General features: G+C 58.1%; 23 protein-coding genes. 18 read left to right on the forward strand and 5 right to left on the reverse strand.

Annotation, left to right across the window (positions count from 1 at the left end; translation table 11 throughout):
- Positions 1 to 28 precede the first annotated feature (28 nt).
- Complete coding sequence (gene purL, locus ACXAE6_RS10640) at positions 29 to 3,940, forward strand: phosphoribosylformylglycinamidine synthase (RefSeq protein ID WP_475147378.1); 3,912 nt, start codon at positions 29 to 31, stop codon at positions 3,938 to 3,940.
- 3 nt (positions 3,941 to 3,943) lie between these two features.
- Positions 3,944 to 4,297: a hypothetical protein gene (locus ACXAE6_RS10645; protein WP_475147380.1), complete on the forward strand. Its 354-nt coding sequence runs from the start codon at positions 3,944 to 3,946 to the stop codon at positions 4,295 to 4,297.
- Here ACXAE6_RS10645 and ACXAE6_RS10650 read toward each other — a convergent pair.
- Complete coding sequence (locus tag ACXAE6_RS10650; protein WP_475147383.1) at positions 4,294 to 5,073, reverse strand: alpha/beta fold hydrolase; 780 nt, start codon at positions 5,071 to 5,073, stop codon at positions 4,294 to 4,296. The genes ACXAE6_RS10645 and ACXAE6_RS10650 overlap by 4 nt on opposite strands.
- A 42-nt stretch (positions 5,074 to 5,115) precedes the next feature.
- Here ACXAE6_RS10650 and ACXAE6_RS10655 point away from each other — a divergent pair, with 42 nt between their 5' ends.
- A complete protein-coding gene (locus tag ACXAE6_RS10655) occupies positions 5,116 to 5,370 on the forward strand; it encodes a YkgJ family cysteine cluster protein (RefSeq protein ID WP_475147386.1) in 255 nt (84 codons plus the stop codon).
- 13 nt (positions 5,371 to 5,383) lie between these two features.
- Here the strand turns inward: ACXAE6_RS10655 and ACXAE6_RS10660 are convergent, their stop codons facing one another.
- Positions 5,384 to 6,220, reverse strand: coding sequence for an HDOD domain-containing protein (locus ACXAE6_RS10660; protein ID WP_475147390.1), 837 nt, complete (start codon positions 6,218 to 6,220; stop codon positions 5,384 to 5,386).
- A 78-nt stretch (positions 6,221 to 6,298) separates the two neighbouring features.
- Positions 6,299 to 7,210 (reverse strand): CAF17-like 4Fe-4S cluster assembly/insertion protein YgfZ, encoded by a 912-nt coding sequence (ygfZ, locus tag ACXAE6_RS10665; protein WP_475147395.1) that lies wholly within the window; start codon positions 7,208 to 7,210, stop codon positions 6,299 to 6,301.
- A 93-nt stretch (positions 7,211 to 7,303) separates the two neighbouring features.
- Between ygfZ and ACXAE6_RS10670 the strand changes: the two genes are divergently transcribed.
- The gene (locus tag ACXAE6_RS10670) at positions 7,304 to 7,570 is read left to right on the forward strand and encodes an FAD assembly factor SdhE (protein ID WP_392804347.1); all 267 of its coding nucleotides are present in this window, start codon (positions 7,304 to 7,306) and stop codon (positions 7,568 to 7,570) included.
- Entirely contained in the window at positions 7,554 to 7,988 is a 435-nt protein-coding gene (locus ACXAE6_RS10675) for a protein YgfX (RefSeq protein WP_475147399.1), read from the forward strand. Before ACXAE6_RS10670 ends, ACXAE6_RS10675 begins: the two co-directional genes overlap by 17 nt.
- Here ACXAE6_RS10675 and nadB read toward each other — a convergent pair.
- Positions 7,976 to 9,595, reverse strand: a complete 1,620-nt coding sequence (nadB, locus tag ACXAE6_RS10680; protein ID WP_475147403.1) for an L-aspartate oxidase — start codon at positions 9,593 to 9,595, stop codon at positions 7,976 to 7,978. The two genes, ACXAE6_RS10675 and nadB, sit on opposite strands and share 13 nt — an antisense overlap.
- Positions 9,596 to 9,725: 130 nt before the next feature.
- On the opposite strand from nadB, the gene rpoE reads away from it, so the two are divergent.
- The 12 genes from rpoE (at position 9,726) to acpS (ending at position 19,875) form a co-directional block, all read left to right on the forward strand.
- Positions 9,726 to 10,337 carry an RNA polymerase sigma factor RpoE gene (rpoE, locus tag ACXAE6_RS10685; RefSeq protein WP_392804341.1) on the forward strand — a complete coding sequence of 204 codons (612 nt, stop codon included), beginning with the start codon at positions 9,726 to 9,728 and terminating at the stop codon, positions 10,335 to 10,337.
- 2 nt (positions 10,338 to 10,339) lie between these two features.
- Positions 10,340 to 10,828: a sigma-E factor negative regulatory protein gene (locus ACXAE6_RS10690; protein WP_475147406.1), complete on the forward strand. Its 489-nt coding sequence runs from the start codon at positions 10,340 to 10,342 to the stop codon at positions 10,826 to 10,828.
- Positions 10,825 to 11,760 (forward strand): MucB/RseB C-terminal domain-containing protein, encoded by a 936-nt coding sequence (locus ACXAE6_RS10695; protein ID WP_475147408.1) that lies wholly within the window; start codon positions 10,825 to 10,827, stop codon positions 11,758 to 11,760. Before ACXAE6_RS10690 ends, ACXAE6_RS10695 begins: the two co-directional genes overlap by 4 nt.
- A 29-nt stretch (positions 11,761 to 11,789) precedes the next feature.
- The gene (locus ACXAE6_RS10700; RefSeq protein ID WP_475147412.1) at positions 11,790 to 12,275 is read left to right on the forward strand and encodes a SoxR reducing system RseC family protein; all 486 of its coding nucleotides are present in this window, start codon (positions 11,790 to 11,792) and stop codon (positions 12,273 to 12,275) included.
- Between the two features lie 95 nt (positions 12,276 to 12,370).
- Positions 12,371 to 13,747, forward strand: a complete 1,377-nt coding sequence (locus ACXAE6_RS10705; protein WP_475147415.1) for a DegQ family serine endoprotease — start codon at positions 12,371 to 12,373, stop codon at positions 13,745 to 13,747.
- Positions 13,748 to 13,856: 109 nt separating this feature from the next.
- Positions 13,857 to 15,659 carry a translation elongation factor 4 gene (gene lepA / locus ACXAE6_RS10710; protein WP_475147418.1) on the forward strand — a complete coding sequence of 601 codons (1,803 nt, stop codon included), beginning with the start codon at positions 13,857 to 13,859 and terminating at the stop codon, positions 15,657 to 15,659.
- Positions 15,660 to 15,673: 14 nt separating this feature from the next.
- Complete coding sequence (lepB, locus tag ACXAE6_RS10715; RefSeq protein WP_475147420.1) at positions 15,674 to 16,783, forward strand: signal peptidase I; 1,110 nt, start codon at positions 15,674 to 15,676, stop codon at positions 16,781 to 16,783.
- A gap of 56 nt (positions 16,784 to 16,839) precedes the next feature.
- Positions 16,840 to 17,208, forward strand: a complete 369-nt coding sequence (locus ACXAE6_RS10720) for a DUF4845 domain-containing protein (RefSeq protein WP_475147422.1) — start codon at positions 16,840 to 16,842, stop codon at positions 17,206 to 17,208.
- Positions 17,209 to 17,211: 3 nt separating this feature from the next.
- Positions 17,212 to 17,895: a ribonuclease III gene (rnc, locus tag ACXAE6_RS10725; RefSeq protein WP_475147425.1), complete on the forward strand. Its 684-nt coding sequence runs from the start codon at positions 17,212 to 17,214 to the stop codon at positions 17,893 to 17,895.
- Positions 17,892 to 18,800, forward strand: a complete 909-nt coding sequence (era, locus tag ACXAE6_RS10730) for a GTPase Era (protein ID WP_475147429.1) — start codon at positions 17,892 to 17,894, stop codon at positions 18,798 to 18,800. Before rnc ends, era begins: the two co-directional genes overlap by 4 nt.
- Positions 18,797 to 19,501: a DNA repair protein RecO gene (gene recO / locus ACXAE6_RS10735; RefSeq protein WP_475147432.1), complete on the forward strand. Its 705-nt coding sequence runs from the start codon at positions 18,797 to 18,799 to the stop codon at positions 19,499 to 19,501. Before era ends, recO begins: the two co-directional genes overlap by 4 nt.
- Positions 19,498 to 19,875: a holo-ACP synthase gene (gene acpS / locus ACXAE6_RS10740; protein ID WP_475147437.1), complete on the forward strand. Its 378-nt coding sequence runs from the start codon at positions 19,498 to 19,500 to the stop codon at positions 19,873 to 19,875. The genes recO and acpS overlap by 4 nt, the downstream gene beginning before the upstream one ends.
- Here the strand turns inward: acpS and ACXAE6_RS10745 are convergent.
- Positions 19,872 to 22,706, reverse strand: a complete 2,835-nt coding sequence (locus ACXAE6_RS10745) for a response regulator (RefSeq protein ID WP_475147441.1) — start codon at positions 22,704 to 22,706, stop codon at positions 19,872 to 19,874. The genes acpS and ACXAE6_RS10745 overlap by 4 nt on opposite strands.
- Positions 22,707 to 22,887: 181 nt before the next feature.
- Between ACXAE6_RS10745 and cysM the strand changes: the two genes are divergently transcribed.
- Entirely contained in the window at positions 22,888 to 23,781 is an 894-nt protein-coding gene (gene cysM / locus ACXAE6_RS10750; protein WP_475147444.1) for a cysteine synthase CysM, read from the forward strand.
- The last annotated feature ends 24 nt before the right edge of the window (positions 23,782 to 23,805 follow it).

Here is a 23,805-nt window from a genome sequence, read left to right on the forward strand (position 1 = left end):
TCCCCCCTTACGAACAGGCCGTCCTGTCATGCTGACACTACGTGGAACCCCAGCCCTTTCGTCATTTCGCCGCCAACGTTTGCTGGAGCGATTCAACACCGCTCTGGAGCCAGCTCTGGCGGCTAAAATTACTGACCTTTACGCCGAATACCGTCATTTTGCCGACCTGACACAGCCGCTGGATGAGCAACAACACAGCGTGCTTGAGGCGCTGCTGCACTATGGTCCAAGCAGTGAGCGTCAGGATGTGGAAGGCCCAGCGCTGTGGGTGATCCCTCGTCTGGGCACGTTGTCGCCCTGGTCAACCAAGGCGACCGATATTGCCCATAACGCTGGTCTGGAAACGGTTCGGCGGTTGGAGCGCGGTATCGAATATCGCCTGGTCACCACGGCTGAATTGACTGACGCAGAGCTTCGGGCGGTGGGTGCGGTATTGCACGACCGCATGACCGAAAGTCTGTTATTGGCTGAGCCTGAAGCTCAGGCTTTGTTTGGTACTCAGTCGCCGGCGGCGTTGGGGCGAGTGCCGTTGCAAAGCGGTGGCCGCGACGCTCTGGTCAAGGCGAATAAAGAGCTGGGGCTGGCACTGGCGGACGACGAAATCGATTATTTGCTGGATGCCTATCTGGGCCTGGAACGCGATCCGACCGATGTCGAATTGATGATGTTCGCCCAGGCCAACTCTGAGCATTGCCGTCATAAAATTTTCAACGCCACCTGGACCATCGATGGCGAAGAGCAGCCCTGGTCGTTGTTCAAAATGATCAAGAACACCTACGAGAACAACAGTCACGGTGTGCTCTCGGCCTATAAAGATAATGCTTCTGTGGTCGAAGGCTTCAAAGCCGGCCGTTTCTATCCCGACGCTGATCATCATTACCGCTATCACCAAGAGAACATCCACATCCTCTTTAAGGTGGAAACTCATAACCACCCGACCGCCATCGCGCCCTTTGCCGGCGCAGCAACCGGCGCCGGTGGTGAGATTCGTGATGAGGGCGCCACCGGAACCGGCGGTAAACCCAAGGCGGGTCTGGCCGGTTTCAGTGTTTCCGACCTGAATATTCCCGGTTTCGTTCAGCCCTGGGAAAGCCAGTACGGCAAGCCCGGTCGCATCGTTTCGGCGCTGGACATCATGATCGATGGCCCGCTTGGCGCGGCGGCATTCAACAATGAATTTGGTCGTCCCAATCTGCTCGGTTATTTCCGTACCCTGGAAATCACCGCGCCGGGCGTCGCCGGTACCGAAGTGCGCGGTTATCACAAGCCGATCATGATTGCCGGTGGTTACGGCAATATTCGCGACGATCACGTCGACAAAGCCTGGGATGCCATTCCTGAAGGCGCGCAACTGATCGTTCTCGGTGGTCCGGCCATGCAGATTGGTCTGGGCGGCGGCGCGGCGTCTTCGGTCGATTCGGCCGAAGGCAACGAAGATCTGGATTTTGCCTCGGTGCAGCGCGGCAACCCGGAAATGGAACGTCGCTGTCAGGAAGTCATCGATCGTTGCTGGCAGCTTGGCGCCGATAATCCCATCGCTTTTATTCACGATGTTGGCGCCGGTGGTTTGTCCAATGCCTTCCCGGAGCTGGTCAACGATGGCGGTCGGGGTGGTCGTTTTGAGTTGCGCGATGTGCCCAACGACGAACCAGGCATGTCGCCGCTGGCGATCTGGTGTAATGAGAGCCAGGAACGTTATGTGCTGGCGGTGACGCCGGAAAAACTCGGCCAGTTCGAAGCTTTATGTGCGCGTGAACGCTGCCCCTTCGCGGTTATCGGCGAAGCCACCGCTGATCGTCGTCTGGTGGTGACCGATCGTCATTTCGGCGAAACGCCCATTGAGATGCCGTTGAACATTCTGCTCGGCAAACCGCCGCGCATGGAGCGTTCGTTCGAGCGGGCTGATTTTGAACGCGACCGCTTCAACAGCAAAGGCATCGATCTGAACGACGCCGCCGAACGCGTCTTGCGGCTGCCGTCGGTGGCCAGCAAGAGCTTCCTGATCACCATCGGCGATCGTTCCATCACCGGTCAGGTCGCACGCGATCAGATGGTTGGCCCCTGGCAGATTCCGGTCGCCAATGCTGCCGTGACCACCAGTGGTTACGACAGCTACACCGGTGAAGCCATGTCGATGGGCGAACGCACGCCAGTCGCCTTGCTGGATGCACCAGCATCGGGTCGCCTGGCCGTGGCCGAAGTACTGACCAACCTGGCGTCGGTCGCCATTGGTGAGATGAGCCAGGTGCGACTGTCGGCCAACTGGATGGCGGCCGCCGGTCATCCAGGTGAAGATCAGGCGCTGTACGACACCGTGAAAGCCGTCGGGCTGGAGCTGTGCCCGGCGTTGAATCTGACCATACCCGTGGGCAAAGATTCCATGTCGATGCGCACCACCTGGGAAGAAAACGGCCGTACCAAGGCAGTGACGGCGCCGCTGAGTTTGATCGTTTCCGGCATGGCGCCGGTGACCGATGTGCGCCGCACGGTGACGCCGCAATTGCGCACCGATCAGGGCGATACCGATTTGATTTTGATTGACCTTGGCCGTGGCCAGAATCGCCTCGGTGGTTCGGCGCTGGCACAGGTCTATCGCAAGGTCGGTGATGTGCCGGTCGATCTGGACGATCCGGAAGATTTGCAAGCCTTTTGGGCGGTGATGCAGGGATTGGTCAGCGATGGCCTGTTGCTGGCTTATCACGATCGCTCCGATGGCGGTTTGTTCACGACGCTGGCGGAAATGGCCTTTGCCGGCCGCACCGGTATCGATATCGATCTGGGCCGGGTCAGCGACGGCGATCACGCCGCAGCGCTGTTCAGTGAAGAACTGGGCGCGGTGATTCAGGTGCGTCGCGACCAGACTGAAACCGTTCTGCAGCAACTGACTGCCGCCGGACTGGGCGATTGCAGTACCGTTATTGGTCACTGTAACGATGATGATTTTGTGCGTTTTGTGGTCGAAGACGACGAAGTGCTGGTCAAGGCGCGCACCGACTTGTTGCGCCTGTGGAACGAAACCAGTTTTCGCATCCAGGCGCTGCGCGACAATGCCGACTGCGCTCAGCAGGAATACGACCGCTGGCTCGACGCCAACGACCCCGGCTTACATGTTGAGCTGAGCTTCGACCCGGCCGACGACATCGCTGCGCCGCTGATCGGTGGCGCTCGTCCGCCGGTGGCGATTCTGCGCGAGCAGGGCGTTAACGGTCAGGTGGAGATGGCCGCTGCCTTTGAGCGCGCCGGTTTCGATACCGTCGATGTGCATATGAGTGATCTGCTTGCCGGTCGTACTCAACTGAGCAACTTCCGCGGTCTGGTCGCCTGTGGCGGCTTCTCCTACGGCGATGTCTTGGGTGCCGGCGAAGGCTGGGCCAAGACCATTCGTTTCAACGCGGGTGTCCGCGACGCCTTCCAGGCGTTTTTCGAAGATACCAATACGTTCAGTCTGGGTGTGTGCAATGGCTGTCAGATGATGTCCAACCTGCACGACCTGATTCCTGGCACCGAGCACTGGCCGCACTTTGTGCGTAACGCTTCTGAACAGTTCGAAGCGCGTTCGGTCATGGTCGAGATTCCGCAATCGCCGTCGCTGTTCTTGTCTGGTATGGCGGGCTCGCGTCTGCCTATCGCCGTGGCGCATGGTGAAGGTCTGGCGGAATTCCGTGATGAAGCCCATCGTCAGCAGGCGGCCGAGAGTGGTTTGGTGGCGCTGCGCTATGTCGATAATCACGGCAGTGTGACCGAGCGCTATCCGTTCAACCCCAACGGCTCGCCCCTGGGCATGACCGGATTCACCAGCGCCGACGGCCGCGCCACGGTAATGATGCCGCACCCGGAACGCGTCTTCCGCGCCGTCACCAATTCCTGGAAGCCGGATAGCTGGGGAGAAGACGGCGGTTGGCTGCGCATGTTCCGCAACGCGCGGCAGTGGCTGGGTTAAGTCGTGATTGCTGAACTGCTGCTGGTCTTTGTGGTGACCGCTGTGGTGATCGGTGGCGTTGCTTTGGCATTGATCTTTGGCAGCGCGCCGGTTTATCGGCCGACCGACGAGTCAATCCAGACGCTGATGACCTCGTTGCTCGACGGTGAAGCCGATGCGCAGCAGTGGCAGTTCTTTCTCGATATGCCCATCCGTCACGATCCGGAACTGGAAAACCTGCGTCTGGAATGTGCCCGGATGCAGGAGCAATACGGCCGCCGGCCGCGCAATGGTAAAGCGCGTCTGGATGAAGCCGGGCAAATCCGTTTGCGCCATAAGTTGAACCAGCTGGAACAGCGTGGCGGGCGGACTTTTTAGTCCTCGGACGTTGTATCCAGAAAACCTTCCAGAATGCGCATAAAGGCGCGCGGTTTTTCCGCATGCGGCCAATGGCCGGCGCCTTCGATCAGTTTGGCCTTGGCATTGGGGAAGCGCTCTTCGATCGCTGGCTGATCGCTCTGGCTGATGTAGCGACTGTCCATGCCTTTGATAAAAAGCGTGGGCCCACTGTAGGGCTGCTGAAAATCCGGTGCCTTGGCGATGCCTTCATAGTCGCTTTTTAGCAACGGCAGATTGAAGCGCCAGGCCAGCTGTTTGTCGTCGTTTCGGTACAGGCTTTTAAGCAGAAACTGGCGGATGCCGAGATCGCGTACGCCGTTTTCCATCAGGGCGTTTTCGACGCCGCGACGATCATTAAATTCATGCAGATCAATCGCATCCAGCGCCGCAAAAATATCCTGGTGGTGCGGTGGGTAATCGCGCGGTGCAATGTCGACAATAACCAGTTTCTGCAACCATTCAGTGTCGCCAGCCAACGCCAGTTGCATCGCGGTTTTACCGCCCATGGAATGACCGATTACTGACGCTTTTTTGATGTCTTTGGCGGCCATCCAGTCGCGCACGGCGCTGGCGAAGGTCGGGTAGTCGAGGGCATCGGTCCAGGGTGATTGGCCGTGGTTGGGCAGATCCAGACAGTGCACCCGGTAGTACTCGGATAACGACTTGGCCACGCTGCGCCAGTTGTCGCCACTGCCAAAGAGGCCGTGCAGAATGATTAGGTCGGGGCCTTTACCCAGGCTATGGCTGTACAGCATAGTGCGCTCTCATTTTCCTGTGTTTTCCAGTGAGGCTAAGGTTTGGAATGCCGCTCCGGCTGCGGTGCCTGTTGCATTGCGCCTTCCATCAATACGCCTTATTACGGCATGCCTGAGGGTAAACCTGCCGGGGTGCGTTGCGTTCATTTATTGCCGGATTATCGCTGTGGCATCTTTGGTCGTCCGGAACGGCCAGCGGCCTGTGGTGCCTTTCAGGCTGAGCCAGATTTCTGCGGCAGCGATCGCGTTGAAGCTCTGCGTATCCTGACCCGGTTTGAAGCCGAAACCATGCCCTAGGCAACAATCCGCCTTAAGCAAAGATGGCCCGGGCGCTGGCAGCCAGCTGATACAACTGAGCGATGTTTGCATCGTCGCGGTCAGTCGGTAAATCCAGGCGAGTGAAGGCGGCGACGCTGTGCCAGTCTTTTTTACTCCAGCCACTGTTGCCTTCGTTGTGCGCCATCAGATTAGCCACCATAACCAGATCGGCCAGGTCAGCCTTGGCCGGTTGGCGCTCAAACTGACGATATTCGATGGGAATGCCGCAGAAACTCGATGGAAAATCCCAGCTTTGCAGAATGATCTGGCCCAGGCTGCCATGCAGTTGGTCGATGACCTGAGACAGATTGGCGTCGTCGACAATCAGCTCAGGATGGGACTCGGCGTAGCTGAGAATCGGCAGCGCGCCCAGACGGTGGATCAGTCCGGCCAGCAAGGCTTCATCGGCGCTGGCAGCGCCGGTGTGACGCGCCAGTACCGAGGCCAGTGCTGAGACATCGCCGGTCAAGCGCCACAGTTGACGCAGACGTTGATCTACTTGCTTGTTGCTGGCGCGGAACATCTGCTCCATGGCCAGGCCAATGGCCAGATTGCAGCTGTAATTCATACCCAGTCGGCTGACTGCCATGGCCAGATCGCGAACTTCCTGAGGGGCGCGTAACAGCGGGCTGTTCACCACTCGTATGATGCGCGCACTCAGGGCGCTGTCCTGGCTGATGATATCGACCAGGTCTTTGATGGTGGCGTCGGGGTTTTCCGCCGTGGTGCGAATTTGCAACGCCACTTCAGGCAAGCTTGGCAGGAAAAGCTGGTCGCTGTTCAAAGCGTCCAGAATGTCTTGATTGACGGTATCGACCAGGCTGCTCATCGCTTATGCGCCCATCCTGTAGAGACAACAGACGCAAGAGTTTAACAGCATCGGTCGGGCACTGAACATCGATCAGTCTCACACCACCGACAGGGCAATTTGCCGCTGTTCATCGACAAACATCGGCGGTGGCGTTTCGATATTGCGAACCACCGCCAGACCTTCACCGCCGTCCTCTGTGCGCACCCAGTTGACCCATTCACCGGCCGGGCCCTGTTCACCAAAGACCTCATTGCCGCCGGGTCCGACATCACCCTGCCAGCGCACCTGAAGCAGACCGCGCTTGCTCTGGCCTTTGTAGTGCAGCCGAGCCACCACTTCCTGGCCGGTGTAACAGCCTTTGCGAAAGGAAATGCCGCTGACATCTTCCAGCCCCAGCATCTGCGGCACGAACTGGCCGCTTTGCTCGGCCTGAACCCAGGGTTGGGCGGCCGCTATGTCCAGTTTTTGCCAGGCTTCTACGGGTTCAATGCGTTGTTGTTCGATGCGTTCCAGCCAGTCTTCATAGTTGTCGGCGCGGGCATCCAGCCACAGTTGGGCGCGGCCGTCGGGCAGCGCAAAGGCAAAGTGGCCCTGGCGCAGCCAGATACCATTGTCAGCCGCCGGACCCAACCAATCGTTCAGCAATTCATCGGTGCCTTCGCCGGCGATACCCAGGCCGTGATAGTTCAGGCTGTCGTCGATCAGTTTTGAGCCGCGGAAAAAGGGAATGTATTTGCTCAGATGCTGCTGCAAAGCCGCCGCCGTGGTGCTGTGTAGCACTAGCTTGATGTGCGTCGGTTCCGGCTCAATCAGCACGTTCCAGACATTGCTGACCGCGCGGCCTTTGGGCGTGCAAAAGGCGCCCGGCAAGGCACCGCTCTGAGTCAGCAGGCGGTAGTCCTGAGTGCCCTGGCCTTGCAGAAAGGTGAGGGCGTCACTGCCTTGCAGGCCGATCAGGCTGAGATGTTCCAGCGGGTAGAAATGGGGCTGTGGTGTTGGCGTGCGCATCGGTGTCGGCTCGTTTGGCTTGCTGTTACAATGGCGCGGCCCGCAAACGGGCCTGGGTCTTTCATTCTTTGGGCTGAGCTTGGACTTTTAAACGTGGAACCAACAGAAAAAGCTGCATTGGAACATCGTCGTCTTTGGTGGCACAGCCGCCGGGGTATGTTGGAACTGGATGTGTTGCTGGTGCCTTACACCGAAACCGTCTATCCGACGCTCAGCGCTGATCAGCAACGCATTTATCAACGACTGCTCACTTGCGAAGACCAGGATCTGTTCAATTGGTTTTTGGAAAAGTCCAAGCCGGAAGACGCCGAACTCGCTGCTATGGTGCGTCAGATTCTGGACCGTGTTCAGCCTGATTGAGTGCCGTCTGCGGCCATCACGCCTGGCCTGGCTGGTGGTGCTGGTACCGGCGCCGACGGTCGCGCTGCTGACCGTTCTGGCGCAGCATCCCTGGTGGTTGAGTCTGGCAACCGCCGCTGCTGTGCAGCTGGCACTGTGGCAAAGCCGGCCGCTTAATCCGCCAACTCATCAACTGCGCTGGCAGGGCGATAGGGTGACCTTGTTCAACAGTGAACTACAGGCCGAAGAATACCGCTGGAGCGGTCGAGGTCGGCGTTCTGCCTGCTATGTGCGATTGTATCTGGTGCAGGAACCACTGTTGTTGCAACGCAGTCTGATGATCTGGCGCGACAGCGTCGATGATGCCAGCTGGCGCGCGCTAAACGCCTATTTCCGCATTCATTGCCACGACATTCAAACCCAGCATCAACTCGACTGAACACTGTTGGTGCGCGGTGACAAGACGGTGATTTCTGCCCGTTCACCGGTTTGCGGGTAGCTGCGGGTAAAGTGCAGGCCGCGGCTCTCTTTACGCGACAGCGCCGATTCGATAATCAACTCCGCCACTACAATCAGGTTGCGCAATTCCAGCAAGTCGCTGTTAACGCGGAAGCTAGCGTAATAATCATGAATTTCCTGCTTCAGCAAATGCACCCGACGACGCGCCCGTTCCAGGCGTTTGTCCGAGCGCACAATGCCGACGTAATCCCACATAAAGCGGCGCACCTCGTCCCAGTTGTGGCTGATGACGACCTTTTCATCGGAATCGGAAACGCGCGATTCATCCCACAGCGGCAGTTGGTCGGCGTCGAATGCTGGCAGCGTCTGGGCGGTCAGATCATCGGCGGCGGCGCGCGCATAGACGATGCATTCGAGCAGGGAGTTCGAGGCCAGTCGGTTGGCGCCATGCAGGCCGGTGTAGGCGCATTCGCCGGCGGCGTAGAGACCACCGAGGTCAGTGCGCGCCGATAAATCGGTGCGAATACCGCCGCAGGTATAGTGCGCGGCCGGCACCACCGGTATCGGTTCGCGCGTCATGTCGTAGCCGTAACTCAGGCAACGTTCGTAGATGGTCGGGAAGTGCTGGCGAATAAAGTCGGCCGGCTTGTGACTGATGTCGAGCAACAGATGGTCGGCACCGAGGCGTTTCATCTCGTGGTCAATGGCGCGGGCGACGACATCGCGCGGTGCCAGTTCGGCGCGCTCATCAAAACGATGCATAAAGCGTTCGCCATTGGGCAGTTTCAGCAAGCCGCCTTCGCCGCGTACCGCTTCGGAAATCAAAAACGATTTGGCGCGCGGGTGATAGAGGCAGGTCGGGTGGAACTGGTTGAATTCCATATTCACCACCCGGCAGCCGGCGCGCCAGGCCATGGCAATGCCATCACCAGTGGCGCCATCGGGATTGGAGGTAAACAGATACACCTTGCTGGCGCCGCCTGAGGCCAGCACGGTAGCGCCGGCACCGATGGTGATGACCTGATCGTTGCGGGTATCGAGCACATAGGCACCAAGACAACGGTCGTCCTGATCGTCAGCACCAAAGACTTTGCGGTGGGTGATCAGGTCGACCGCCACATGATGTTCCAGTACATGCACATTGGCGCGCTGGCGCACTTGACGGATCAGGGTTTCGGAGATGGCGCGGCCGGTGGCGTCGGCGGCGTGAATGATGCGTCGGTGACTGTGACCGCCTTCGCGGGTCAGGTGGTAATCGACTTGCGAACCGTCCTGATGGGTAAAGGGGACGCCCTGATCGATCAGCCATTGTATGGCGCTGGCGGAGCGTTCAACGGTATGCCGCACGGCCTTGGGTTCGCACAGACCGCCGCCGGCGTTGAGCGTATCGGCGACGTGATCTTCCACCGAATCGACCTTGTCGAGCACCGCTGCCACACCACCTTGGGCCCAGGCGGTGGAGCCGGTGCCCAGCTCGCCTTTGCAAATCAGGTAGACGTTGAGATGGCGCGGCAGGCTCAGTGCCAGGGTCAGACCGGCAGCACCGGTACCGATCACCAGGACATCAGCAGACAGACGGGAAGCCATGCAACCACTCCGGCAATAATGGGCGGATCGGGAGTATACCCAAGGCGGGGCGCTTTCCGATAATCTGGTATCCGTTTGAACTTTTCTGTTGCGGCCCCGTCCATAGGGAAAGCTTCTCAGGAGTAGCGCCATGGCCGAGCGCCAGGACGCCGATCAGATTTTGGTCGACAAGGCCCGCAAGGGCGACAAGCGGGCCTTCGATCTGCTGGTATTGAAGTACCAGCATCGAGTCGCGACCGTCATTACGCGTTATATGCGTGATCAGGATGCGGTGGCCGATATCGTTCAGGAGGCCTTTATCAAGGCCTATCGGGCATTGCCGAATTTTCGCGGCGACAGTGCCTTTTATTCCTGGCTGTATCGGATTGCCATCAACTGCGCCAACAGTCATCTGGACAGCAGTCGGCGTCGACCCAGCCAGGATGGGCTGGATATCGAAGTGTTGGTCTCGGCCGATGAACTGGCCGATCTGGCGACGCCAGAGCGTCTGCTGGTGCGCGAGCAGATGGAGCAGCGTTTGCAGGCCACCCTCAATGGCTTGCCAGAAGATTTGCGCGTCGCCGTGACACTGCGTGAATTTGAAGGCCTCAGTTATGAGGACATAGCGCGCATTATGGATACGCCGGTGGGAACGGTGCGTTCGAGAATTTTCCGCGCCCGAGAGGCAATCGAAGTGGCGCTGGATGTGCCGGTGGGTGTCACCAAAGGCCGGGCGCGCCCGACTGATTCTGCGCGAGGTTAATGATGAAACAGGATCGTATTAACGAGAGTTTTTCGGCTTTTCTGGACGGAGAAGCCAGTGAAATGGACATCCAGCGGCTATTGAAAGCCATGGAGTCTGATCCGCAACGCATGCAGGACTGGCATCAGTTGTCACGCGTTCAGGGTGCTTTGCGCGGCGATGTCCTGGTCGATGTTGCCGTCCAGCCTGATATCGAGTCCGCAACCGGGCAACCGGCCCGGCAACGACGCTGGCCATTACGTTTGGGTCAGGCTGGCCTGGCTGCGGCTGTTGCCGCTGTGGTGATTGTCGGCGCGCAGTGGTCGGTACCCACACCTTCGTCGGCCCCGGCAACGCAGGTGGCGCAGACTGAAGATGTTGCTGCGGCCCAGGCGCGTTTCGAAGCTCAGCAACGGCTCAATGCCTATTTGCGTCAACACGCAGAGGCCGCGTCCTATAGCAGTGGCCATGCGGTGGCACCCTATCCGGTGGATTGGATGGAAGCAGAATGAGACGGCTATTGATCGTCCTGGCATTGATGTTTTCCTGGCCGGCGCAGGCCATGGAATGGGAGTGGTTGAGCCAGATGCGCGACGCCATTCAGAACGCCAGTTATCAGGGTGAATATCTGCACCGGCGCGGTGATCAGACCAGTGCTTATTCGATAGCGCATACGGTGCGCGATGGTGAGCCGGTGGAACGCCTGCAACAGCTCGACGGTGACATGATCGAAGTGATTCGACGCGGTAACCGGCTGGTGTGTTATTACCCGGCGGGCGCCGAAGATCAACTCGCGCGGCCGATACCGGCAGCGCCGTTTTCACAGGTCGGCCCCATGGCGCTGGATCGTCTGGCGCAGAGTTATCAGGCCGAGGCGATCGGTGAAGCACGGGTGGCCGGCCGCAGTGCGCGGGTGATCACCCTGACTGCCGACCCCTGGCGCTATACGCATCGGCTGTGGCTCGATCGCGACACCGGTTTGCTGCTGCAATCGGAAATTCTCAGCGGCGATGGCGAAATATTGGAACAGTTCCGCTATAGCCGTTTGAGCGTCGGCGGGCCGGTACCGGAGTCGGCGTTGCAACCGACGCTGAGCGGTTCGAACGGTCGTCAGCAGGCCCTGGTGCAACCGCCAATGCCCGCGCCGGATACCGCATCGTTTGTGACTGACCTGAGCTGGCTGCCGCCAATGTTCAAACTGACCATGGCAGCGCGCGATGTGTCCGCCGATGGCTGGCTGGAAAAGCGCGTCTACAGCGACGGCCTGGCAACCTTTTCCGTCTTTATCGAACCGGCCATGGCGGCCGAGCCCGACAGTCTGCTCCGTATGGGTGCAACCACCGCTTTGATGAGTGAAATCGATGGGCTGACGGTGACGGTGATCGGTGAAATCCCGCGCACCACTGCTGAGCGTTTGCGTGACTCTGTCAGCCGCCTACAATAGGCGGCGGTTGTTCCACTCAGGTTAGTCTCTTGGTCGAAGAAAACGGCACCGTCATTCACAGCGATGGCGACCGCTTGATCGTCGCGGTCGTGCAAAGCAGCGCTTGCCAGAGTTGCCGCGCCCGCCAGGGTTGCGGCCAGGCGGTGCTCAGTGGTCTGGGCAACGCCGAGGCACAGGTGGCAAAAAATCACTTTGAATTAACGCCCCGAGCGGACCTGCGAGCCGGCGATGAGGTGCGTCTGGGCATTGCCGAAGACAGCCTCAGCCTGGCCGCCTTCTGGATGTATCTGTGGCCTTTGCTGGCGGCCCTGGTTGGCTTATTGAGCGGTGCGGCTCTGGGTCTGAATGAAGGCTGGCAATTGTTGCTGGCGATGCTTGGTGGCGCCGCTGCCGTCGGCGTGACACGACACCGTTTTCGACATCCGGATCGGCGTTGGGAGCCCCAGGTGCTCGCCGTCCATTCCAATGTAAAGACCCAGTCTTCATCACTCTCTACGCCGGTCGTCGAGCCGTAAAAGAGACGTAAACCCGGCTGTGACGGCGTTTGCATTTTTACCACCTAGCCTAATATGCGAAGCCTCGTTAGAGGACACAACAGGAGTAGGGTTTTATGTTCAAGCGAACCTCCATGTGCGCGGCAGCTGTTTTATTGGCTGTGTTCGCCGTTCAAGCCTTCGCCGAAGGCCTGCCAGATTTTACCGAACTGGTCGAGCGCAATTCCCCATCGGTCGTTAAAATCACCACCACCACTGAAGTGACGCAAACCCGTTCATCCGGCCAGCAACAGGAAGTGCCGGAAATCTTTCGTTATTTTTTTGGCGATCAATTACCGGAAAACTTCAATTACCAGCCCAATCCACAACCGCGCCAGGGTTTGGGTTCCGGATTTATCCTCTCTGAAGACGGTTATATTCTGACCAACAACCATGTTGTCGATCACACCGATGAAGTGACGGTGACGCTGACCGACGGCACCGAATACGCAGCCGAACTGATCGGTACCGACCCGCAATCCGATGTCGCCCTGTTGAAGATTGATGGTGAAAATCTGCACGCGGTGGAAATCGGCAGCAGCGAAGAACTGAAAGTCGGCGAGTGGGTGCTGGCCATCGGTTCACCCTTTAATTTCGATTATTCCGTCACCGCCGGCATCGTCAGTGCCAAAGGCCGGGCGCTGGGCGGCGCTGATCGCTACGTGCCCTTTATCCAGACCGACGTTGCCATTAACCCGGGCAACTCCGGTGGCCCGCTGTTCAATCTCGACGGCGAAGTCGTTGGTATTAACTCGCAGATCTATACCCGTTCGGGTGGCTTTATGGGCGTATCCTTCGCCATTCCGATCGACATCGCCATGGACATTGCCGATCAGTTGAAGGAAACCGGCACCGTCGAGCGCGGCTGGTTGGGTGTGGAGATGTACCCTCCGTTCAACGAAAACCCGGAACTGGCGCAGTCCATGGGACTGGATCGTGCTGAAGGCGCGCTGGTAGCCCGGGTCTTTGATAACAGCCCCGCAGCCGACGGCGGCATTCAGACCGATGACATCATCCTGTCGTTTAACGACCATCCGGTGCGTCGCTATTCCGATCTGCCGCCTCTGGTCGGTCAGGTACGACCAGGCACCACGGTTGAAGTCGAGGTGTTGCGTGGCGGTGAGCGCCGCACTCTGGATGTCACCATCGGCGTGCTGAATGAGCAGGAGCTGGCCGCTGGCAACCCGCAACAGCCAACCTCGGACAATCCGTTGAATATCATTGTTGCCGATGTCGATGGTGGCGATGGCGTCCGCGTTGAACGAGTTCTGGCTGGGCCGGCATTGGAAGCCGGGCTGCGCGATGGCGATATCATCACCATGCTCGGTGGCGAATTCATCAACGATAAAGAAGAGTTTGATCGCCTGGTGACCCAGTTGCCGGATAACGGCGCCGTAGCGGTACGGGTGCTGCGCGGCAACAACATCGTCTATCTGGCCATTCCAACCGATTGAGCCTCAATGACCGAGCCTCGACCGCCCGAAGGGTCGGGGCTCACATGGTCTTCCGGGGTCAGTTGTTGTAAACTCGCGGCCCCATTTTTCAAGCTGAGTATAGGCTTCTGTGAGCAGCGATCTCTCCCATATTCGCAACTTCTCCATCATTGCCCATATCGACCATGGTAAATCCACGCTGGCGGACCGTTTCATTCAGGTTTGCGGCGGGCTGAGCGACCGTGAAATGGCCGAGCAGGTGCTTGATTCCATGGAGTTGGAGCGTGAACGCGGCATTACCATCAAGGCGCAAAGCGTGACGCTCGACTACACCGCGCGTGATGGTCGAACGTATCAGCTCAACTTTATCGATACTCCCGGACACGTCGATTTCGCTTACGAAGTGTCGCGCTCGCTGTTTGCCTGCGAAGGCGCTTTGCTGGTGGTCGATGCCGCCCAGGGCGTAGAAGCGCAGTCGGTTGCCAACTGCTACACCGCCATCGAACAGGGCCTGGAAGTGGTGCCGGTGCTGAACAAGATGGACTTGCCGCAGGCCGAACCCGAGCGAGTGGCGCAGGAGATCGAAGAGATTATCGGCATTGATGCTCAGGATGCGGTCCGGGCATCGGCCAAGGCCAACATCGGTATCGAAGACATACTTGAGCAATTGATCGAGCGGGTTCCGGCGCCGGAAGGCAATTTGGATGGCAATCTGCAAGCGCTGATCATCGATTCCTGGTTCGACAACTACCTCGGTGTTGTCTCGCTGGTGCGGGTGCGTCACGGCACGCTCAAACGCGGCGACAAGATCTGGATGAAGAGCACCGGTCGTACCCATGTGGTCGATAAGCTTGGCATATTCACGCCCAAGATGCGTGACCTGGATGTGCTGTGCGCGGGCGAGGTCGGTTTTATCTGCGCCTCGATCAAAGACATCAAGGGCGCGCCCGTCGGCGACACCATCACCCATGCCAGCACGCCCGATGTTGAACCGGTGCCCGGTTTCCAGAAGAGCAAGCCGCAGGTGTATTCCGGTTTGTTCCCGGTCTCAGCTGACGACTACGAAGATTTCCGCACCGCCCTGGAGAAACTCAGCCTTAACGATGCCTCCCTGTTCTACGAGCCGGAAAGCTCGGATGCGTTGGGCTTCGGCTTCCGCTGTGGCTTTCTGGGCATGTTGCACATGGAGATCATTCAGGAGCGGCTGGAACGCGAGTACGATCTGGATCTGATCACCACAGCGCCGACCGTGGTCTACGAAATCCTCAAGACCGATGGCGAAGTTATCTCGGTGGCCAACCCGTCACAGCTGCCGGCGGTCAACAACATCGAAGAATTCCGCGAACCGATCGTGCGCGCCAATATTCTGGTGCCACAGGAGCACGTCGGTAACGTCATCATGCTGTGCGAAGAACGCCGCGGTATGCAGAAAGACATGCAGTATATGGGTGGCCAGGTTTCGGTCGTGTACGACTTGCCGATGGCGGAAATCGTTATGGATTTCTTCGATCGCCTGAAGTCGGTCAGTCGCGGTTTCGCTTCATTGGATTTCGCTTTTGACCGCTTTGAAGCCGCCAATCTGACCCGTATGGATGTGTTGGTCAACGGCGATCGGGTCGATGCGCTGGCGGTGATCATGCACCGTGAACACGTTCAGCGTCGCGGCCGTACTCTCTGTGAAAAAATGAAGGAACTGATTCCTCGCCAGATGTACGACGTGGCCATTCAGGCGGCTGTCGGCAATCAGGTGGTGGCTCGCAGTACCGTGAAAGCGTTGCGCAAAAACGTGACCGCCAAGTGTTATGGTGGTGACGTCAGCCGTAAGAAGAAACTGCTGCAACGTCAGAAGGAAGGTAAGAAGCGTATGAAGCAGGTGGGATCGGTGACGATTCCGCAGGACGCCTTTCTTGCCGTACTTAAAGTGGATAGCTAAGGAAGTCGAAGCGGATGAATGTCATCGTCATATTTTGGGCCTGCCTGGCATTGACCCTGGGTCTGGCTGTGTTGACGCTGGTGCGTCACCGGGCGCGTTTGAGCGCTGTGGTTGAACGCACCGACTGGAACGAAGACGAACTGAAAGCGCTGTTCGAGCCGGGTTTGGATGAAAAAGGCCTGGGATATTTGCTGTTGCTGATGTTGCTGTGGCTGGTGGTCCAGACCATTCTGGCGAGTTTTGATTTCGCTCTGGTTATGGCTGCCGCCTGTCTGATGACTGGCCTGGTCTGGGCGGCCGATGTGTACTGGTTAAAGCCTTACCGTCGTCGTGTTCTGGCTAATGCCGCCGCCAATATCGACGGTTTTGATGCCAAGCATCCGCCCATCACCACTGAGCCGGGTTTGATCGACAACAGTCGCGCATTTTTTCCGGTGTTGCTGGTTGTTTTTATACTGCGCAGTTTTATGTTCGAGCCGTTCAAGATTCCATCCGGTTCGATGAAACCGACGCTGGAAATCGGTGATTTTATTCTCGTTAACCGTTTTACCTACGGTTTGCGTATGCCGATCAGTAACGACATCGTTATTCCGATTAACGATCCGCAGCGCGGCGATGTAGTGGTCTTCCGTCCGCCGCACCTGCCCAATACCAACTATATTAAACGCGTTATCGGCGTGCCGGGCGATCGCATTCAATACGATTATGGCCGTCGTATTTTGACCTTGAATGGTGAGCCGGTGGAGCTGACCTTTGAGCGTCGGGTAACCGATGACGAAGGCCGTTACATTCGCTATACCGAACATCTGGATGAGAAGAATCACGCCGTTTATCTGAATCAGGCCGGCCCCAGTCGACAACCTTATGAATGGTTGCCCAGTGAAGGCGTGGTGGTTCCAGAAGGTCACTATTTTGTGATGGGCGATAACCGCGATTCCAGTCTGGATGCGCGTTATTGGGAAGGTCTGCGTCGCGGCATGCAGGGCGACTTCAGTAACAGCGCCGACAACGCCTGGGGCTTTGTTGATGAGGATGAAATTCTCGGCCAGGCCGTTGGTATCTGGATGCACTGGCGGAACCTGCTGGATGGCCCCAGTTTCTCGCGTTTTGGTGGCATTGATTAATTGCCGTTGACGCTGCTTGGGTCTGGGTACAAAGGTCGCACCAGGAGTGGATTGCCATGTTAATGCGAAGTCGCAAACAATCCGGAATGACCTTGTTCAGTCTGGTGTTAATCGCCCTGCTGATGGCGCTGGCAGCGCTATGGTTCGTTAAACTGGCCGGACCTTATTGGCAACAGTTCAAACTGGATTCCAACCTAAGCCAGATGGCCGAAGAACTGCGTGGCCGGAATCCGACCGAGGCGGTTATTGAACGGCGCTTGCAGCGGTTTCTGCGCGCGGAAGATATCGATCTCGATCCGGCCACTATCATCCAGTTAAACCAGGACGATGCTTCATTGCGCCTGGTACTCGATTACGAAAAACGCATCGACATCCTTGGCAACATTGATGTCATCCTCAGCTTTCACGAAGAATACGGACTCTGAACGGTGTCACTTGCACTCGACCGTCTGAGCCAACGGCTCGGTTATCGTTTTAACGATGAGGCTCTGCTGACGCAGGCGCTGACGCATCGCAGTTTTTCCCGCCAGAATAATGAGCGGTTGGAATTTCTCGGCGATGCCATTTTGAATTGCACCATCGCGCAACAATTGTTCGAGCAATTTCCGCGTGCCAAAGAAGGTCAGTTATCGCGTTTGCGGGCGCATCTGGTGAAAGGCGAAACCCTGGCCGAGCTGGGTCGTGAATTCGATCTGGGTGATTGTCTGCGTTTGGGCAGCGGCGAGTTAAAAAGCGGTGGTTTTCGACGTGATTCCATTTTGGCCGATGCCGTCGAGGCCATCATTGGTGCTATCAGTCTGGACAGTTCGCTGGCCGAGGCTCAGGCGACGATTCAGCGCTGGTATGAAAACCGCTTGTCGGATCTGAACCTGACCGACAACATCAAAGATTCCAAAACCCGGCTGCAGGAATTTTTGCAGTCGCGCAAAGCGCCATTACCGGTCTATCGTGTGACGGATGTCAGTGGTGAGGCGCATGACCAAACTTTTACTGTCGACTGTGAAGTCGAAGGGCTGGAACAACCCACTGTGGGCGAGGGCAACAGCCGTCGTATCGCCGAACAGGAAGCAGCACGTGCTGCGCTTCAAGCCCTGGGAGAAACGATTAAGTGAATAACGATCCGGTTCAGACACGCTGCGGTTATGTCGCCATTGTTGGCCGACCGAACGTGGGTAAATCGACCTTGATGAACCATATCCTCGGCCAGAAGGTGTCGATCACCTCGCGCAAGCCGCAAACCACGCGGCACCAGGTGCTGGGCATTCATACCGAGGGTGATACCCAGTTGGTGTTTGTTGATACGCCCGGTATGCATCGTCAGGAAGAGCGGGCCATTAACCGCCATATGAACCGCGCCGCCGATTCGGCGCTGGCTGATGTGGACGCCGTGGTCTTGGTGGTCGATCGCACCGTCTGGACCGACGAAGATCAATGGGTTCTGGATAAACTGAAACGCGTCAAAGCACCGGTTGTTCTGGTCATCAACAAGGTCGATCAACTCGATAATAAAAACGCCTTGCTGCCGCATATTCAGACGCTGAGCCAGAGTTTCGAATTCGATGAAGTGGTGCCCTTGTCGGCGTTGCGCGGTCAAAATCTCGATGCCCTGACTCAGACGCTGGCGGAGCGTTTGCCATTCAGTGAGTTTTTCTACCCGGAAGATCAGATCACCGATCGCAGTGAACGCTTTATGGCGGCCGAATTGATTCGTGAAAAACTGATGCGTCAGCTCGGTGCCGAACTGCCTTATTCGATGGCGGTGGAAATTGAACAGTTCAAACACGACGGTTCGATTTTGCACATTCACGGCCTGATTCTGGTGGAGCGTCCGGGCCAGAAAAAAATCGTCATCGGCGACAAAGGCGCGCGCATCAAAAAGGTGGGTCACGATGCCCGCCTGGATATGGAACAACTGTTCGATGCCAAGGTGATGCTCAATCTCTGGGTCAAGGTCAAAGGTGGCTGGGCCGATGATGATCGAGCGTTGAAGAGCCTGGGCTATCTTGAAGATCGATGAAACCGCGTCGCGCGCCCGACCAGCCGGCCTTTGTGCTGCACGCGCGACCTTATCGCGAACATCACTGGCTGGTTGAACTGCTCACTCCGGATCAGGGGCGATTGCGGGCGGTGGCACGCGACCCGCGTCCGGAAACCTTCCGCCGTTTGCGCATCCGCCTTAGCGGTCAAACTGAACTGAAGCGTCTGGACGACTGGCAATACGTCGAGCCGTTTCGCCTCGGTCAGGGCTCTGCCTTGCTGCAGGCGTTCTATCTGAACGAACTCTGTGTGCGGTTGGTACCTCCCTTCCAGGCCGGCGATACTTTTTTTGGTGTCTACGCCAGTTCGTTATTGTCTCTGGCCGATCCGGCACGACAAAACCCGACCCTGCGTTTTTTCGAGCGTCGCTTGCTTGAGTGGGTCGGTGCCGGTATTGATTATCGGCAGACGCTCGATAGCGGAGACTGGATTGTCGCCGACCACGACTATCGATTTGACCCGGCACTGGGTTTTTGCGCGCGTGGTCATGGACGTCAGATTCCCGGTCAGGCGATCCTCGCCATGGCGGAGAACGATTGGATGACCTCCCTGGCGCAGCGTTGGGGTGAGGTCGTGCATGGCGCTCGTCTGGATCATCTTTTGGAAGGTCGCGCGCTGCTCAGTCGACAGTGGCTGAAGGCAGCGCAAGCAGATACGGGCGCGGATAAGAGGCAGGCATGATTCGAGGCATTGGCACAGACATCGTCGATATTGAACGCATTCAGGCGGTGCTGGAGCGTCAGGGTGAGCGCTTCGTGCAACGCATACTGACGCCGGCAGAGCAGGCTGAATATCAACGTCGCGGAGCGCCAGTGAAGTTTCTGGCCAATCGTTTTGCCGGTAAAGAAGCGGTGGCCAAAGCGCTCGGTACGGGCATAGCCGACGGGGTCACTTTTCAGCAGATTGAAATCCTGCCGGGCGCAAGAGGCGCGCCGGAAGTGCAGTTGAGTGGTCGTGCTGCGCAGATCGGCCGGTCGGATCAGCTGTTGCTCAGCCTGACCGATGAACGTCGTTCTGTGGTGGCCTTCGCGGTACTGCAGCAGGCCCCGCTTTAACCCGTTCGACGCTTGACCGGGGCCCTGGGTGCGATGGCATCGAACTGCCCGGACCAATCGGTGTGCGCCGCCCAGTGTTGTAATTCACTCAGGGCGTTCAGCAGTAACCTCATGGCTTCATCCAGACGGTCGTACTGACCTTGCTTAAGCAGTACCTCGGTGTGACGAGCGGTTTGTTGAACGCGCGGCACACCGCAATAGTGGGTCGCACCATGCAACCGATGCACTTCCTCCAGCAGGGCTTTGTAGTCGCGCTGTTCGTGCAGTTGCTGCAGGCGCTGGCGGTCCGTTTCCAGATTACCAATCAGCATGGCAAACATGTCTTTGGCCAGATCGAGTTTGCCGCTGGCGCGCTCCAGACCCAGCGGCAGATCGATGATGGTGGCGCCCTGCAGCGCAGCGTGATCAATTTCCTGAGGCACATCGTCATCCGGCAGGCGGACGGTGGCGCCGTCTTCAGTCGCCAATTCAGTTAAACCGGTCCACTTGAACAGGGTGCGTTGCAACTGGTCTTCGTCGATGGGTTTGGTCAGATAGTCGTCCATGCCGCTGTCGAGCATGGCCTGGCGTTCTTCGGCCAGGGCGTGCGCGGTTAAGGCGATGATTGGAATATGGCGCATCGGTGCTTCTTGCTGACGGATGCGTCGGGTGGCTTCCAGGCCGTCGATGCCGGGCATCTGGATGTCCATAAACACCAGGTCATATTCGGCCTCGCGCAGCGCATCCAGGGCAGCTTCGCCACTGCTGACACCCTCGACCTCAACACCCAGGCTGTTCAGCAGCGTAACGATCAGTTTGAGGTTGGCGGCGTTGTCATCCACCGCCAGCACACGGGCAAAGCTGTGGTGACGCGGCCTGGTAACACTGTCGTCACTGGCTGCAAACTGGTCGGGGCGTAATACCTGTAACAGCGCCTGGTAGAGCTGGATATCACGAATGGGTTTGGACAGGTAATGTTTGGCACCCTGTTCGATTAACTGATGGCGGATGTCGCGGTCCTGATTGTTGCCCAGTACCAGTGTCGGGCATTGCCAGTGACGTTCCAGATGCACTATCTGGCGGTACAGTTGATCGCCGGGCGTTTCGCCGCTGACGTCGATCAGCGCCAGGTCCGGACGTGGGGCGTCGACATTTTCCAGGCGCGACATCAGTTCATCCAGAGATGCCATATCGAGGCAGTTCATGCCCCATTTTTCGGCTTCGTGGCGCAGCGCCAGGCGCGACATTTCTCGCTCTTCGACAATCGCCAGGGTATAGCCGGCCAAGGCATCCTGACGCGGCGGTTGCTGGCTGTCCGGTGCCACCTGGGCCTTGATGCTGAACCAGAAGGTGGAGCCTTCACCTTTGCTGCTCTCCAGGCCGATATCGCCGCCCATCTGTTCAACCAGTCGTTTGGAGATGACCAGGCCCAGTCCGGTGCCGCCGAACTCGCGCGCGGTGGATGAATCGGCCTGGGCGAACGCCTGGAATAAGGCTTTCTGTTCCGATCGCGACAGGCCAATGCCAGTGTCGGTTACGCTGATGCGCACCGTCAGTTTGTCACCTTGCGCCTGCTCGACCATGGTGCGTACCACGATGCTGCCGCTGGGGGTGAATTTGATGGCGTTGCTGACCAGGTTGGTGAGCACCTGTTTCAGCCGCAGCGGGTCAGTGATTACCTGTTCTGGCACATCGGCATAAAACAGCGACACCACTTCCAGCTGTTTGGCCTGAGAGGCGGGCGCCAGCATCACCAGGACGTCTTCGATGGTTTCGTGCAGGTTGGTGGAACGGTTGTCGAGCATCAGTTTGCCCGCCTCGATCTTACAGAAGTCGAGGACGTCATTGATGATGGTCAGCAATCCCTGGGAAGACGACAGAATGGTGGACACATAGTCGTCCTGCTTTTGCGTCAGGTTGGACTTGGTCAGCAGTCGGGCGAAACCAATAATGCCGTTCAGCGGCGTGCGAATTTCGTGACTCATATTGGCCAGAAATTCGGTCTTTACCTGGTTGGCCTGTTGCGCTTCGCGCCGCGCCATATCCAGCTCAATGTTCTGGATTTCGATGGTTTCCAAGGTCTCGCGCAGATCCTGAGTGGCCTGATCCACGTTGGACTGCATTTCCTCGTAGGCCTCTTTGAGCGTACTGGCCATGGCGTTGATGCCGCTTTCCAGTTCACGCAGTTCACCGCTGGCATTTTCTTCAATGCGCGCGTCCAGGTTGCCTTCGCGAATGGCATCGACGGTATCGATCATATTATGCACTGGCCGGCTGATTTCCCGGCTCAACCAGAACGCCAGACCGGAAACGGCGAGCAGTCCACCCAGCAGAATGATGCTGTTGATCAGGATGGCGCGGTAATGGGCCACCCGGGTATTGGCGTAGTCGAACTCGACTTCCAGCCAGCCTAAGGGCGCTGAGGTCGCAACCCGCAATTGCAAGTCAGACACCTGCTGGACCGGTACCAGATAACGCTTGGTTTCGCTGGAATCGAACGTCGACAAGCGATCGGTTTCAAGAATGGGGTAGGGATAGGCCGGGCCGACCATGGACGGCCCCGAATGCAGGGTTTCACTGCCAAAACGGTCGAACAGCCGGACTGAGCGGGCGTCGCGTTCATCCAGGGCGCGGCGCAGCAGGGCCTGAATCAGCTCGCTGTTGTTGTTGGCCAGCGGCATGACCAGACCATCGGCAAGGCGCTGTACCGCCGTTTCAGTGCGTTGGTTAAAGGCCTGGCGCTGTTGTTTCAGGTCGCCCTGGGTAAACCAGGAAGTAAAGGCGATACCCAGTACCACCGCAGGTGCCAGAGCAATAAAGAGGATGCGATTCTGCAGACCGGAAGCGCGCATGACAAAGACCCGAATTAACGTAAAGAGACTGTAATCCCGGTCGCACGGGGGGTCAATCAGCCCGCTGACACCTCATCCATGGGGATGCGAAACCAGCCTAAGCTTGATTCGTGAGGACGACCTTAGGTTTGCTACTGAATAGGCAGTATTATAGGCGCACCAAAAACGTCAGGAGGCCAGTATGCCGTCTTACCCGACGATCGAAGATTTTGTCGGTAACACCCCTCTGGTCCGTCTGCAGCGCATGGGCGCAGGCGGAACCAACACCATCCTGCTGAAGCTTGAAGGTAACAACCCGGCGGGTTCGGTCAAAGATCGTCCGGCCATGAGCATGATTCAGCGCGCCGAGGCGCGGGGTGATATTCAGGCCGGCGATACTCTGATCGAAGCCACCAGTGGCAATACCGGTATTGCGCTGGCGATGGCGGCCGCTATTAAGGGTTATCGCATGGTGTTGATCATGCCGGAGAACCTCAGCGAGGAACGCCGCGCCAGCATGCGGGCCTACGGCGCGCAGATCATCAGCGTAACCCAGGAGCAGGGCATGGAATACGCCCGCGACCTGGCATTGCAAATGCAAAGCGAAGGCCGGGGACTGGTGCTGGATCAGTTCTCAAATGCCGATAATCCGCGCGCGCACTACGAAACAACAGGCCCGGAAATCTGGCGCGACACCCAGGGCGAGGTGACCCATTTTGTGTCATCTATGGGCACCACTGGCACCATCATGGGGGTATCGCGCTATCTGAAAGAGCAGAATCCGGAGATTCAGGTGGTTGGCCTGCAACCCAGTGAAGGCTCTCAGATTCCCGGTATCCGACGTTGGCCCGAGGCCTATCTGCCGAAAATTTTCGATGCCAGCCGGGTGGATCGGGTGCTCGACATCGACCAGCGCGAGGCTGAAGACACCATGCGTCGTCTGGCTGCGGAAGAAGGCATCTTTGCCGGGGTATCATCCGGTGGCTCGGTGGCCGGGGCCCTGCGCCTGGCTGAGGAGGTTGAAAATGCCGTTATCGTCGCTATTGTCTGCGACCGGGGAGATCGCTACCTCTCCACCGGTGTGTTTTCGGGATAAATTGCCGCGGCCAGGGTTAATGGC

It is taken from the genome of Saccharospirillum sp. ABV4_185 (genome assembly GCF_056159245.1).

Bases quoted from the DNA above. Each gene is read 5' to 3' on its own strand.
- purL (WP_475147378.1), top strand. From the start codon at position 29: ATGCTGACACTACGTGGAACCCCAGCCCTTTCGTCATTTCGCCGCCAA.
- ACXAE6_RS10650 (WP_475147383.1), bottom strand. From the start codon at position 5,073: ATGCTGTACAGCCATAGCCTGGGTAAAGGCCCCGACCTAATCATTCTG.
- ACXAE6_RS10660 (WP_475147390.1), bottom strand. From the start codon at position 6,220: ATGAGCAGCCTGGTCGATACCGTCAATCAAGACATTCTGGACGCTTTG.
- ygfZ (WP_475147395.1), bottom strand. From the start codon at position 7,210: ATGCGCACGCCAACACCACAGCCCCATTTCTACCCGCTGGAACATCTC.
- nadB (WP_475147403.1), bottom strand. From the start codon at position 9,595: ATGGCTTCCCGTCTGTCTGCTGATGTCCTGGTGATCGGTACCGGTGCT.
- rpoE (WP_392804341.1), top strand. From the start codon at position 9,726: ATGGCCGAGCGCCAGGACGCCGATCAGATTTTGGTCGACAAGGCCCGC.
- ACXAE6_RS10690 (WP_475147406.1), top strand. From the start codon at position 10,340: ATGAAACAGGATCGTATTAACGAGAGTTTTTCGGCTTTTCTGGACGGA.
- ACXAE6_RS10695 (WP_475147408.1), top strand. From the start codon at position 10,825: ATGAGACGGCTATTGATCGTCCTGGCATTGATGTTTTCCTGGCCGGCG.
- ACXAE6_RS10705 (WP_475147415.1), top strand. From the start codon at position 12,371: ATGTTCAAGCGAACCTCCATGTGCGCGGCAGCTGTTTTATTGGCTGTG.
- lepB (WP_475147420.1), top strand. From the start codon at position 15,674: ATGAATGTCATCGTCATATTTTGGGCCTGCCTGGCATTGACCCTGGGT.
- ACXAE6_RS10720 (WP_475147422.1), top strand. From the start codon at position 16,840: ATGTTAATGCGAAGTCGCAAACAATCCGGAATGACCTTGTTCAGTCTG.
- recO (WP_475147432.1), top strand. From the start codon at position 18,797: ATGAAACCGCGTCGCGCGCCCGACCAGCCGGCCTTTGTGCTGCACGCG.
- acpS (WP_475147437.1), top strand. From the start codon at position 19,498: ATGATTCGAGGCATTGGCACAGACATCGTCGATATTGAACGCATTCAG.
- ACXAE6_RS10745 (WP_475147441.1), bottom strand. From the start codon at position 22,706: ATGCGCGCTTCCGGTCTGCAGAATCGCATCCTCTTTATTGCTCTGGCA.
- cysM (WP_475147444.1), top strand. From the start codon at position 22,888: ATGCCGTCTTACCCGACGATCGAAGATTTTGTCGGTAACACCCCTCTG.